Here is a 12,518-nt window from a genome sequence, read left to right on the forward strand (position 1 = left end):
TCACTGATTTTTCGGCAACAGCTTAAGTCTGGTTGGCTATAGTCGTGAGTAGTAGCGGAAGAATCACAAGTCATGAGAACGACTAATCTATTTTGCTTAAGTACAGGCTTGATGTTGGCGATCGCCCCTCTATCTTTTGCGGAAACGAAACCGGGTTGGGGAGACTGGAAACCCATTGCTATTCATGAGGAACAAAACTTTAGCGCCGGTTTTTCAAATATAGAGTTAGGCGGTTATTTAGACTTTGAATATTACTGTAATGACCAAGCGACAGAAGCCAACATCGAAACCGAGTACTCCTATCGTTTTAGTGATTTATTGGACTATATTGGCACTGGAAAAGTGGAATATCGGTGCTCCATTAACGATGAACCTTTCGCTACACACATCATGACAGCAGTCAAAACCGATATCTCCTACCCGGTCTGCCTTCAAGTGCAAAGTGATATCGGTAATGGTCTCAGGTTACGGCAAGACAATAATCTCAGTGCGCCAATCATCGGGATTTTGACGAACGATTCTAAGGTTTATGATCAATCATCGCCAGCTTTAATTATTCCTGACACTACAGGTAGGCAATGGTTATTGTTGCAGCAGAATCATCAGGAAAATGCGTGGGTTTCTCTCTCAGAAAAAGAAGGAGCTCATATCAATTTTCGGCTTTGCTCCTAACATCAAAATGATGATGGAAATTCTCATATACAGATTGCTAGGATATCGGCAATTTTAAAGGGGAATTTTGATGAGTAATCTGTTGCTAACTGTAATGTTTACTGATGAGGATCAAGAAATTAGCGATCGCCATGCCACTTCATTAATGCGTGAATTGCGTCAGTTAGATGAAGTAGAGGATATCAGTCGGGTTAAAGACCCCAATCCACCAGAAGGAAATATGTCTGCGTTTGCATTTTTAACTGGGATGTTAACGGCAGAAGTAACCGTAGAAAATGGCAAAAGATTGTTGGGATTCTTGGGCGATCGCCTCAGCAATAAGTCAATCAAACTAAAGGTTGAGGGGAATGGCAAAGTGTTGGAGGTGGAAGCGTCTAGCAAAGAAGAACTACAATTTGCGATAGCTGAAGCGCAGAAATTTATCGAGTCCTAATCTCTCCCACAAACAATGGCATCGAAGGTCGCACTACTTATCGGTTCTGGAGATTATCAATATCCAAATGATTTTAATCTGCTAGAGACGGCGGCGCGTAATGTTGCGGCTCTACAACAGCTTTTTGAAGATCCGGAGATTGGTGGGTTTAATGAGGTTCAGGTGCTCACTCACCCCACTGAATCTGAAATGCGACGGGCGATCGCCATTCTCTTTTCCCCTGAACGCAGCAAAAAAGATACGCTGCTATTTTATTTCGCAGGGCATGGCGTAAAGGACGATAGCGGTCGGCTGTATTTTGCGGCGAAAGATAGTGAACGGAATTTATTAGGTGCAACGGCAGTGCTTGCATCATGGGTGCATCAGCAAATGAATACCTGTTGGGCAAAGCGACAAATTGTGATCTTGGATTGTTGTTTTAGTGGCGCGTTTGATCCTCAGTCCAATGCGATGGCAGATAACTCTGTCGATTTGCGGCAAATGGTGGGTACAACTGGGGCAGATGGTCGTGTGGCGTTTGCCTCATCGAGTGGGTTGGAATATTCCTTTGAACGTAAGGGGATGGATCTTTCAATCTACACTCGTTTTTTGGTGGAAGGCATCAAGACCGGGGCGGGGGATCTGGATGAGGATGGTGCGATAAGAGCGGATGAGCTGCATGATTATGTTTCCCAGCGGGTACGAGATGCAGAACCGAAGATGAAGCCGAAAATCATTGTCCTCAAAGATCAGGGCTACGAAGTTGTAATTTCCAAGACACAGCCCACCGATCCAAAGCTTAAGTATCGTCGAGCAGTTAAAAAGTATGCTGCCACTGGCAAAATTCGGCCTTCTGCAAGATCAATTCTGGATGTCTTGAGGCAGGAATTGAATTTATCCCAGGATGTAACCGAGCAAATTGAGTTTGAGTTTTTACGTCCGTTTCGGGAGCATGAAGCAAATCTCCAGACTTATCGGAATGCCCTCACAGCGGAAATACAGCAATGTTTTCCATTAGACCAAGAGGCAGTAAAAAACCTCGAAGATTTACAGCTTCAACTGAATTTGCGAGATGAAGAAACTAGCAGAATTTATCAACAAGTCAAAAATCAAATTAATCTGAAGAGTACTATTCCCGAAACGTCTAAATTAGTTAATCCTCTACTTCCTGCATCTGTCTCCAAGTCCAAAATTATTGTGCCATCAAGCCCAAAGATCGACATATCTCGTCGGCAAATGCTTCGTTATAGCGCCCTCGGAGTAACTGGTTTAGGAACAGCACTCTCAATCAGAGAAATACTCAAGTTTGTACGTGAAACTAATACTGCTTTTAATACAGTTTTAGATGAGTCAGAATCCTCACCGCAATCTCTTAAATCTTTCATAGAGAAAGGAATTGCAACCGATATTCCTCTGGAGATGATAGAAATACCTGCTGGGACATTTTGGATGGGAACTCCTGAGAGTGAAACAGATCGCAATGAGGATGAAGGACCCCAGCATAAGGTTTCTGTTCCAGAGTTTTATCTGGGGAAGTATGAGGTCACTCAGATCCAGTGGCGTGCAGTCGCGGGCTGGGAAAAAGTTGATCGTGATTTACCTGGGGCTCCTTCCAAAAATTCTCAAGGCGGTAGCTATCCGGTTGATAGTGTGACTTGGTTGGAGGCTGTAGAATTTTGTAAAAGGCTAAGTCGAGGGACGGGACGAGCATATCGCTTACCCAGTGAAGCGGAATGGGAATACGCTTGTCGTGCCGTTAAACCAGTAGAACGCCCCGAAGAGTTGACCTTAGAACTTTGGAATCAGCAATATTTAACTCGTTTCTATTCCGGGAATGACAATTATGATAGCTCCCTTGGTCAGTATGCTTGGTATGGACAGAATTCCAACTCACAGAGCCATCCCGTTGGTGAAAAGAAACCAAATAATTTTGGACTTTATGACATGCATGGCAACCTCTGGGAGTGGTGTCAGGATGATTGGCATCCTAGTTATGTAGGTGCTCCGAATAATGGCTCTGCTTGGCTAAATAAAAGTGACGGAAATATTTCAAAAGTGTTACGTGGTGGTTCTTGGTTCAGCTATCCGTGGGATTGTCGGTCAGCAGATCGTTTTTTTATTTCGCGTGACGACCGGAGCAATATTTACGGTCTTCGGGTTGCTTGTTCTGTCTGAGGTTAGTCCTTCAGCACTCTTGTCCTTAGCATCCCCGCATTTTTTATAGTATTTTTGTGGCTAGGTGTAGATCCCCGACTTCTGCTAGAAGTCGGGGATCTCGATACTTTGTAGAACATATCAATCACTTGATGAATAAAATAGTTGTATGGTGAACAGGAGAAATTGCCATGGCGACAGTTACTGCCGTTTCCCAGGAATATTCCCTATCTGAGTTTTTGGCATTACCTGAAACAAAACCAGCCAGTGAATATATCAATGGGAAGATCTATCAAAAACCCATGCCCCAAGGAAAACACAGCACATTGCAAGGTCGTCTCGCCACTGAGATTAATCGTGTGGGACAACCCGAAAAATTAGTCTATGCTTTCCCAGAATTGCGTTGTACCTTTGGCGATCGTTCTCTTGTGCCGGATATTGCTGTATTTGAGTGGGCAAATATTCCAGTAGATGACAACGGCGAAATCCAGAATCGTTTTACTGTTCCTCCCGATTGGGTCATCGAAATCCTCTCCCCCGAACAAAGTCCACCGCGCGTCATCGAGAAAATTCTCTTCTCAATACAACAAGGTTCAACACTTGGCTGGCTAATTGCTCCCGACGATTATTCTGTTACGGTTTTTCATCCCGATAAACTTGCGGAATTTAAAGAACAGGACGCGACACTCCCGGTGCTGCCTATTCTCGAAAATTGGCAACTTACAGCAACTGAATTATTTAGTTGGCTACGGTTAATCTGATCTAAAACCACTATTTATTAGATTTTGAATAATTCTTGGGGTGTTGTTACCAACTTCGGGAACTGCGGCGAGGCAATTTTTTCCGCACCGCTAAAAACAGTTTCATCGTAGAGTCCTTCATTGAAAATTAGGACAATAACTTTCTGTTCTTGCGGATCAATAATCCAATATTCCGGCACGCCAATAGCTGCGTATTCAGACCGCTTATAGCTATAATCGCGAATGATAGACTCTGGACTCACAATTTCAACAACAACGATGGGAGGCTGCTCAAAAATGAGAGCCTCATCCAACAATGCCATAAAATACTTTTCTTCCACCACCATCAAATCAGGCATTCTAGATTTGTGTTCTGTGGTTCTGAGTCCAGCCTCTTTCAGACAAAGCCAAGATTGTTGCTGCTTCTGAATTTGTGCTGTGAAAATGCGTTCTAAACGTTGCGCAATTAAAAAATGCAAACCTTTAGGTGGTGTCATCGCAATTAACCGACCATTATCCAGCTCATACCGAGTATTTGTACCATCATCGTACTGACAATATTCTTCAAAGCTATAGCGTTTCGTGACTGTCGCAACCATCGAACATCACTCCTGTGGTCAGAATACTAGTTCCTATTGTATCCAACGAATAAAAGAAACTCTGGCGGCGATCGCCATTTTATAAATCCTCTAAAATCATAAATAAGCTTCTCGTGGGGGAACCATGACCGCCGTTATTGCACCCAGCAAAATCAAGCACCTCAAACAACTTTTTGAGTTGGCACAGACTCGAAATTCCGGTTCTGAAGAAATTTTTGTGCTTAGCAATATTAGCTGGGAAGAATTTAATGAATTGTTAGATGCGATTCCTGAACAACGCGGCACTTTATTTCGATACTTAAAAGGTGAACTAGAAATCATGGCTCCCGGTCGTAATCATGAACAGGTAAAAAAACTCTTGGGAATCTTATTAGAATGTTATTTCTTTGAGAAAGATATTGAGGTTATTCCATTAGGTTCGACCACCTTCAGGCATGAGCTTTCAAAAAAAGGAATTGAGCCAGATGAATGCTATTGCTTTGACTCAAATCGAGAATATCCAGATCTAGCAATTGAAGTGATTTTTACAAGTGGCGGCTTGGATTTATTAGAAATCTATCGTGTAATGGGTGTTCAAGAAGTTTGGTTCTGGCAGAAAGAAGAATTGAGTTTTTTCCGTTTAGAAGAAGATATTTATCAGAAAGTTAATGAAAGCATTTTTCTCCCTGATATCGAAAAAAAATTCCTAGAAAAACTTTTGATTTCCTCTGATTCTCTCAACAAAATCCGTAAAACTTTCCAGCAGAAAATACAGATTAATTAGAGATTTCTGTGCGATCGCCCAACAATTTTCCTCGTAGCTTTTTAATTTGATCGCGGATCAGAGCTGCCTGTTCAAACTCAAGATTTTTCGCAGCTTCCTTCATTTTCTCTTCGAGCTGATTGACCACTTCAGGGATTTTCTCCAACGGAACAAACTCCATATGCTCAACCACTTGCTCGAGTTGCTGGGAATTGAGACGACGGGAAATATCAAGGAATGACAGAATCGCATTTTGCTCACGTTTTACAATCGGCTGCGGCGTAATGTTGTGTTTTTTGTTGTAAGCAATCTGAATCTTCCGACGACGGTCTGTTTCGGCGATCGCCTTATCCATACTATCCGTCAAATTATCGGCATAGAGGATAGCCTGACCACAAATATGACGGGCTGCTCGTCCAATCGTTTGGATCAGCGATCGCTCAGATCTCAAGAAACCTTCCTTATCCGCATCCATAATCGCCACCAGGGAAACTTCCGGCAAATCAAGACCTTCCCGCAAGAGGTTTACGCCGACCAACACATCAAATTCCCCCTGCCGTAACGCCTGAATAATTTCGATGCGCTCAATGGATTTGATTTCCGAGTGGAGATATTGCACCGCAACGCCTTGTTCACTGAAATAATCTGTTAAATCCTCCGCCATCCGTTTTGTCAGCGTTGTAATTAGTACCCGTTCCTGTTTCTTCGTTCGCTTATTAATTTCGCCGAGGAGATCGTCTACTTGCCCATCCGTTGGCCGCACAAAAATTTCTGGATCAAGCACCCCCGTCGGACGAATCACCTGTTGAATCACCCGTTCCTCCGATTGCTCAATTTCCCAAGCGCTGGGTGTTGCTGACACAAACACACATTGATTCACTTTGTCCCAAAACTCTTCCGACTTCAGCGGGCGATTATCGGCGGCACTAGGCAACCGAAACCCATGATTAATCAAAACCTTTTTGCGAGCTTGGTCACCGTTATACATCCCACGAATTTGTGGCACAGTCACGTGGGATTCATCGACGACTAACATCCAATCATCAGGGAAATAATCCACCAAACATTCCGGCGGCGAACCCGCTTCCCGACCCGCTAAATGCCGCGAATAATTTTCCACTCCATTGCAATATCCTACTTCCTGCAACAGTTCTAAATCATAGCTGGCACGTTGCCTCAGACGTTGCGCTTCGAGGAGTTTATTCTCTTTTTCTAAAAATGTTAGTTGTCCTTCTAACTCTTTTTTAATGTCTTCACAGGCGCGTTCAAGTTGTTCTTGGGGCGTCACAAAGTGGCGAGCAGGATAGATATTAATCTGCGTCAAACTTTGGAGAATTTCTCCCGTGACCGGATCAAGAAAACGAATTGATTCAATCTCATCCCCAAAAAATTCAATCCGAATTACCCGATCCTCATAGGCCGGCACAATTTCGAGAATATCCCCCTTCACCCGAAAATTACCGCGAATCAATTCCGTATCATTGCGGCGATACTGTACTGTCACCAATTTGCGTAAAACTTCCCGCTGGTCGATTTCCTCACCCACTTCAATCTTGATCGCCGCCTTTAAATACTCTGCGGGCATCCCCAAACCATAGATACAGCTAATCGATGCCACCACAATCACATCCTTCCGTTCGAAGAGCGATCGCGTGGCTGAGTGCCGCAACATATCAATCTCATCATTAATCGAAGCCGTTTTCTCGATATAGGTATCCGTGACGGGGATATAGGCCTCTGGCTGGTAATAGTCGTAATAGCTAATGAAATATTCGACTGCATTGTAAGGAAAAAATTGCCGCAGTTCATTGCAGAGCTGTGCCGCCAAAGTCTTATTATGGGCAAGGACTAAAGTCGGTTTCTCAATCTGAGCAATTACTGACGCCATTGTGAAGGTTTTTCCCGTGCCCGTCGCTCCCAAAAGAGTTTGGAATTTAGCATCGGAATTCAGTGAATCAATAAGCTCACTAATAGCTTGGGGCTGATCGCCAGTGGGTTCAAACGGTGCGTGCAGACGAAACAAAGCTTATTTCCTCAATGGACATAACTTAAACTAATGAGATACTTTAGAAACAAAGTTGTGAGATTATGACAGATTGTGTCTAAGATCAGCTAAGAATCTTTGTCCCATTATTTGGGATAATTAAAGTATCGAAAACATCCTTAATACATAATCCTACTCAAAATTCTTTAGTAGGTGTTGGCTCAGATAAATTAGGAGAGATCCAATGACCACCGAGAATACGTCTTCCACTGCGTCGAAAACGACGACGACCGCTAAAACAACCCGTAGCCGCAGCACCGCTAAAAAAGAGACCAAAGAAGTGACTGCACTCTCCGTAAAGGAACCTACAAAATTAGGTTTACCTAACAATCGTCCCATCGAGCCTAGCCACCTCAAAGTGACTAGCACTTATAAGTCTGTCGGTGCTGATCGTCCTGTCACTGCTGGCACAATGGAAATTTCTAGCACAATGACTATTTCTGGCAATCGTCCTATTGCTGCAAGTCTGCTTCAGGTCAGCGACACTTTTGTTATGGGTAAGCGCCCTGTTGCACCTAACGAAACTGATGACATCGATATTTTGATCGGCTACCTCGACTAGGTCTCTAATTTTCGATTACTCGCTAAATTTATAGAAAATATCCAGACACAATCCCCTAAGGAATTAGGGGATTTTTTATTGGGCAAAAAGATTTTTGTTTTCCAGCTCAGGATTTCGAAAAAGACTGCTTGAGTATATTTTGTGTCATTGAATTCTGACTTTTAATAATTTCCATATGACGTAGGGGTGATGGTCGATGGATACCGTATCCCTGGGCATAGTCAACATCAAGTTCTCGCAATTTCTGGAGTGTCTCTTCATCCTCGACAAATTCTGCGATGGTTTTAATTTTTACAGCCTTGGCAACTTGCTGGAGTGCTTCAACAATAATTGCATTCATCGAGTTTTGGCAGAGCTCCCGGATAAATTGGCCATCGATTTTCAGAAAATCAACGGGTAAGGTCTGTAAATAGCCAAAGGATGACATGCCACTCCCAAAGTCATCTAGGGCAAATCGGCAGCCAAGGTTTTTGATGGAGCGAATAATCTGAGAGGCTCGATGAAGGTTGGCGATCGCCATGGTTTCGGTAATCTCAAAACAAATTATTTCTGGCGGAATTTGGTGTAGCGCAAATTGTTGTTCAAGAAAGGATATTAATTGGGGATCATTTAAACTCTCAGAGGACAAATTTAAACTATAAAAACTACGACCCGAAGAATCACCAGATTGACTAGTACGCCAAAGAGACCGTAAATAATCACTTTGGGACTCGAAAAAATGCGAAATCACCCAGCGATCAATCTTTGCCATTAGCTCATAACGCTCAGCAATCGGTAAAAAAGCACCAGGTGGCAAAATCTTCCCATCAGACGTTTTTAAGCGCAATAGAATTTCGTAGTGTTTATGGTGTTGGCCTGTAGTGTCATTGATGGCTACAATTTTTTGTTGGAAGAGTTGGAAATGATCTTCCGATAATGCTCGATTAATGATGGTCAACCAATTCATTTCGGCGTTTTGGGCAGCCAAGTGGCGTTCGGTATCTGGCACTGCATAAACTTGATTGCGACCAGTATTTTTGGCTTGATAACAAGCTTGGTCTGCGGCTTTTAGAATCATCACAGGGTCATCCTGATTCGGCCTGAAGGCAACCACGCCAATGCTAATGCCCAAGGAAAATTTTTTCTCCAGCCAGAAAAATCGAAATTTTTGTATCGCCAAAAGTATTTTCTCTGCAACGGCGATCGCCCGACTTAAAGGACAATTTTCAAGAATAATCCCAAACTCATCACCCCCAAGCCGCGCCACCAAATCCCCTTTACGCACTTCGTTGGAAATATAGTGAGAAATCTGGATGAGCAGCTCATCTCCTGCGTCATGACCACAGGTATCATTCACGATCTTAAAGCGATCAAGATCGAGATAGAGCACCGTGTGATCAGTAGAGACAACAGTACCCTCCTCATGAAGTCTTTCCAAAGCAGCTAAAAATTCGCGGCGATTCGCTAAGCCTGTCAAAAAGTCATGGCTGGACTGCCAAGTTAGCTTCCGATTAGTATCGACCATTTGAGTCAGATCTCGAAGCACAATCACATAGCCCAGCACCTCATCTGTTTCAGAACAAATCGGGGCGTGAGAAATATCCAAAACCTTTTCTCTGCCATCAGGAGTCTCAATCGTAATCCGTTGGCGATCGCAGGCAAGCTTCTGATTAAAGACATCAAAAGGAACCGTCGCATTCTGCGTTAAAAGCGTAATTAGATCCTGATCAATCAAGCTCTCAACACTATAACCAAGCAACTTTCCAGCCGCTACATTTGCCGTCAAAATCTTTCCATCAGGAACAGTGGTAATCACCCCATCACTAATCGAACTCAGCGTAAAGGCCATTAAATTCTTCTCTTCAGCTAAAAGTCGCTCCGATTTCAATTGAGCCTGATGACTGCGAGCCAAATTGTCGACCATCTGATTAAAAGCTAGACCCAATTCAGCAATTTCCTTCCCGGCCATTACTGCCTTTGCAATTTCTTCCGCATTCAAACCCTCCTGAATACCCTCATCATTATTTTGACTAAGAGCTTGGGCAATCTTTTTCGCCTTTCGAGTTACAGGAACAATAGAATTTTTGAGCTGCCCTATTAAAATAATTGCGCAAATTGTCCCCGATATTAAAGCCGTCAAAGCCAACGTCAAATTGAATAATTGCAGTTTTTGTTGTTCATGCATTGCAACCTTTAGAGAAGATTGCATCTGTAGATCAAGATGGGAAAAAATCTTTTCGACAGTTTCATCTGTTTTCAGAGTTTCTCGCCTTAAATCTTGAAAAATCCCGTTATGGCTAGAATTATGGAGACTACCATCCTGGTGTACACCGCGACTCAGCTGATCTAGAGAGAAATGTAGCAGTTGATGACTACTCTGAAACCGATAAAATAAAGCAGATATTTTTTCGTAATCCTCAAAGGATTGATTAAGACGAAATGTACCTTCTTTTATTCGCTCTTCTTCTAACGCATATTTTGCTTGCTGAGTTCCTTCCTCTGATAAAGCATCAATTTCCATGCACAGTTTATCTAATCTATGGAGATAAGCGATGATCTTTTCTGCCTGTATCTCTGTGTTTCTTGTACGATAATTCTGGATCAAATCAAGGGTATTAATAAATTCCTGATTGCGCTGCTTAATTTCAATCGCTGTCCGAAATAAAGGCATATCAGAATAGGTCATCTCTTCAATTTCACGTCGAATTTCATAAGAATCGAGCAGAGAATAACCTGATAAGCTCCCCAAAAGAACTAGGAAAAATGCAGCTAAGCCTCCCAGCTTTTGGGTAAAACTGAATCGTCCAAGGAAAGTTTTTGGGGTATTTTCCAACATCACTACTCCGCAATAATCACAGATTAGATAGATTCATCTTGAACATTAGAGAAGGTGTTTTTGGGAATACATGCGCTTAAATACATCGCTTGAAAAGAATGACAGAATAGAATTCCTATAAACATATTCACTCCTCTATAAAAAGTATAGAAACATCCAGTTTTAAAACAATCCGCTATTTTACTGAACAAGAAAAATCTTGATGTAACTTTATTATTCAAAAAAGAAGAGAGTTTAAAGCATTTTTCTCTACGTATTTTTTCGGATGTTTTTTGTTGTTATCAAAAAACATCATGCTTCACTCAAAGCTGTAAACCGAACACTTTTTTCTTAGGTAAACATCTCTTAGAGGATGTCTGAAAAGAGTCTAGTCGTAACTTTTATCGAGATGGCCTGAACGAAAGAATTAGTCTTTCAGGCGATCAACTTAGTGGAAATCACACAGTATTTAGCGTACATAAAGACTTTTCAGATATCCTCTTAGGCAATCGAAAATTCTTTAAAAATAGAAAACAAGATTGATACAAAAGAGCTTTCTGTGATGATTTTAGTAAATACCTTTCAGGCAAGATATTGCTGGAGTGATTGGCTCATTTCCAAATCCATTTTTTCGACTACGACTCATTAAGTCCCATGCACCCAGATTCAGGATGATGCTCACGCTAAGCATTTGTCATTAAGCGAAGCTTTGTCATAAAAGCAAAAAAAACAGACATTCCGGAGAATGCCTGTTTTGGATTTCTTATTTTTCGATTATCTAAAAAGTCCTTTGCTGAGAACGAAGCTCAGTTGTGACTTTAGAAATCAAGTTGGCCACCAGCTTGGACGCGCTCGACTTGCTTCTTCTTAAGGACTAAGAAAATCTGAGTCAACATAATACCCGCAACAAACGCCATATAGCCGAAGATACGAGCAGGGTTTTGGAGGACAACTTCAGTGTCTTTCTGACCGAAGCCACCAACGTTGGGGTTGTTAGTGAGGGGTTCACCTTCAGCGATCGCCGCACCTTCAGCAACAATCACATCGGGACCAGCAGGAACGTTATCAACAACATCGCCATCAGCAGTTGCGATAGTCACATTGAAACCACCAGCCTCATCAGAGGCGATCGCCGCAATGGTACCAGATGCAGAAGCTTTAACTAGGTTGTTATTAGTAGGCTCACCAGTAGGATAAACTTGGCCGCGACCACGGTTTGCACCGAGGTGAACAGCAAACTTACCAAAGTGGATATTCTTATCAGTCTTGGGATCAGGAGAGAGCACAGGGAAAACAATCTCTTGATATTGATCGCCGGGTAGGGGACCAATGATCACGACATTCTCTTGATCCGCTGTGTAAGGCGTGAAGTATAAACCTTCAGTTTTTTCTTTTAATTCTTCAGTTAAACGATCCGCAGGCGCAATCTTAAAACCGTCAGGGAGCATCAAAACTGCACCGACATTTAAGCCACCTTTAGAACCATCAGCGAGAGGCTGCTGGCTATCGAGATCGTAGGGAACTTTAACAACTGCTTCGAAAACCTCATCTGGTAATACAGCTTGGGGAATTTCGACCTCAGCTTCTTTCTGAGCGAGGTGACAGTTCGCACATACAATCCGTCCAGTTGCCTCACGGGGAGTCTCGGGTGCCGTTTGCTGTGCCCAAAAAGGATAGGCCGCCGCAGATTGGGGTAGTACTAAATCGCTGGCGATCAATAGACCGAAAGCAGCTACAACTACTAAAAATGCAGTTTTGATCCGCTGCCCGATCGCCGTCATTTCGGAAATTTTCATCGT

At 42.7% G+C, this 12,518-nt stretch carries 10 protein-coding genes; 6 read left to right on the forward strand and 4 right to left on the reverse strand.

What is annotated here, in order from left to right; genetic code table 11:
- Nucleotides 1–72 precede the first annotated feature (72 nt).
- The 4 genes from LEPTO7376_RS17405 (at nt 73) to LEPTO7376_RS17420 (ending at nt 3,999) form a co-directional block, all read left to right on the forward strand.
- Nucleotides 73–672 (forward strand): SH3 domain-containing protein, encoded by a 600-nt coding sequence (locus tag LEPTO7376_RS17405; protein ID WP_160148498.1) that lies wholly within the window; start codon nt 73–75, stop codon nt 670–672.
- A gap of 70 nt (nt 673–742) precedes the next feature.
- Nucleotides 743–1,105, forward strand: a complete 363-nt coding sequence (locus LEPTO7376_RS17410; RefSeq protein WP_015135435.1) for an effector-associated constant component EACC1 — start codon at nt 743–745, stop codon at nt 1,103–1,105.
- Between the two features lie 15 nt (nt 1,106–1,120).
- Nucleotides 1,121–3,259: a caspase, EACC1-associated type gene (locus LEPTO7376_RS17415; protein ID WP_015135436.1), complete on the forward strand. Its 2,139-nt coding sequence runs from the start codon at nt 1,121–1,123 to the stop codon at nt 3,257–3,259.
- A 170-nt stretch (nt 3,260–3,429) separates the two neighbouring features.
- Nucleotides 3,430–3,999 (forward strand): Uma2 family endonuclease, encoded by a 570-nt coding sequence (locus LEPTO7376_RS17420; RefSeq protein WP_015135437.1) that lies wholly within the window; start codon nt 3,430–3,432, stop codon nt 3,997–3,999.
- A gap of 17 nt (nt 4,000–4,016) precedes the next feature.
- Here the strand turns inward: LEPTO7376_RS17420 and LEPTO7376_RS17425 are convergent, their stop codons facing one another.
- Entirely contained in the window at nt 4,017–4,577 is a 561-nt protein-coding gene (locus LEPTO7376_RS17425; protein ID WP_015135438.1) for a Uma2 family endonuclease, read from the reverse strand.
- A gap of 124 nt (nt 4,578–4,701) precedes the next feature.
- On the opposite strand from LEPTO7376_RS17425, the gene LEPTO7376_RS17430 reads away from it, so the two are divergent.
- Entirely contained in the window at nt 4,702–5,340 is a 639-nt protein-coding gene (locus LEPTO7376_RS17430; protein WP_015135439.1) for a Uma2 family endonuclease, read from the forward strand.
- Here the strand turns inward: LEPTO7376_RS17430 and uvrB are convergent.
- Entirely contained in the window at nt 5,333–7,342 is a 2,010-nt protein-coding gene (uvrB, locus tag LEPTO7376_RS17435; RefSeq protein WP_015135440.1) for an excinuclease ABC subunit UvrB, read from the reverse strand. The two genes, LEPTO7376_RS17430 and uvrB, sit on opposite strands and share 8 nt — an antisense overlap.
- Before the next feature lie 205 nt (nt 7,343–7,547).
- On the opposite strand from uvrB, the gene LEPTO7376_RS17440 reads away from it, so the two are divergent.
- Nucleotides 7,548–7,925, forward strand: a complete 378-nt coding sequence (locus LEPTO7376_RS17440; RefSeq protein ID WP_015135441.1) for a hypothetical protein — start codon at nt 7,548–7,550, stop codon at nt 7,923–7,925.
- Nucleotides 7,926–8,031: 106 nt separating this feature from the next.
- On the opposite strand, the gene LEPTO7376_RS17445 is transcribed toward LEPTO7376_RS17440, so the two are convergent.
- On the reverse strand, nt 8,032–10,740 hold the full coding sequence (locus LEPTO7376_RS17445; protein WP_015135442.1) for an EAL domain-containing protein: 2,709 nt from the start codon (nt 10,738–10,740) through the stop codon (nt 8,032–8,034).
- Nucleotides 10,741–11,537: 797 nt separating this feature from the next.
- On the reverse strand, nt 11,538–12,515 hold the full coding sequence (gene petA, locus LEPTO7376_RS17450; protein ID WP_015135443.1) for a cytochrome f: 978 nt from the start codon (nt 12,513–12,515) through the stop codon (nt 11,538–11,540).
- Nucleotides 12,516–12,518 lie beyond the last annotated feature (3 nt).

This window comes from [Leptolyngbya] sp. PCC 7376 (assembly GCF_000316605.1).
In the GTDB taxonomy this organism is placed as follows: Bacteria; Cyanobacteriota; Cyanobacteriia; order Cyanobacteriales; family MRBY01; genus MRBY01.

Coding starts and splice junctions, on each gene's coding strand:
- LEPTO7376_RS17405 (WP_160148498.1), top strand. CDS start 73: ATGAGAACGACTAATCTATTTTGCTTAAGTACAGGCTTGATGTTGGCG.
- LEPTO7376_RS17410 (WP_015135435.1), top strand. CDS start 743: ATGAGTAATCTGTTGCTAACTGTAATGTTTACTGATGAGGATCAAGAA.
- LEPTO7376_RS17415 (WP_015135436.1), top strand. CDS start 1,121: ATGGCATCGAAGGTCGCACTACTTATCGGTTCTGGAGATTATCAATAT.
- LEPTO7376_RS17420 (WP_015135437.1), top strand. CDS start 3,430: ATGGCGACAGTTACTGCCGTTTCCCAGGAATATTCCCTATCTGAGTTT.
- LEPTO7376_RS17425 (WP_015135438.1), bottom strand. CDS start 4,577: ATGGTTGCGACAGTCACGAAACGCTATAGCTTTGAAGAATATTGTCAG.
- LEPTO7376_RS17430 (WP_015135439.1), top strand. CDS start 4,702: ATGACCGCCGTTATTGCACCCAGCAAAATCAAGCACCTCAAACAACTT.
- LEPTO7376_RS17440 (WP_015135441.1), top strand. CDS start 7,548: ATGACCACCGAGAATACGTCTTCCACTGCGTCGAAAACGACGACGACC.
- LEPTO7376_RS17445 (WP_015135442.1), bottom strand. CDS start 10,740: ATGTTGGAAAATACCCCAAAAACTTTCCTTGGACGATTCAGTTTTACC.
- petA (WP_015135443.1), bottom strand. CDS start 12,515: ATGAAAATTTCCGAAATGACGGCGATCGGGCAGCGGATCAAAACTGCA.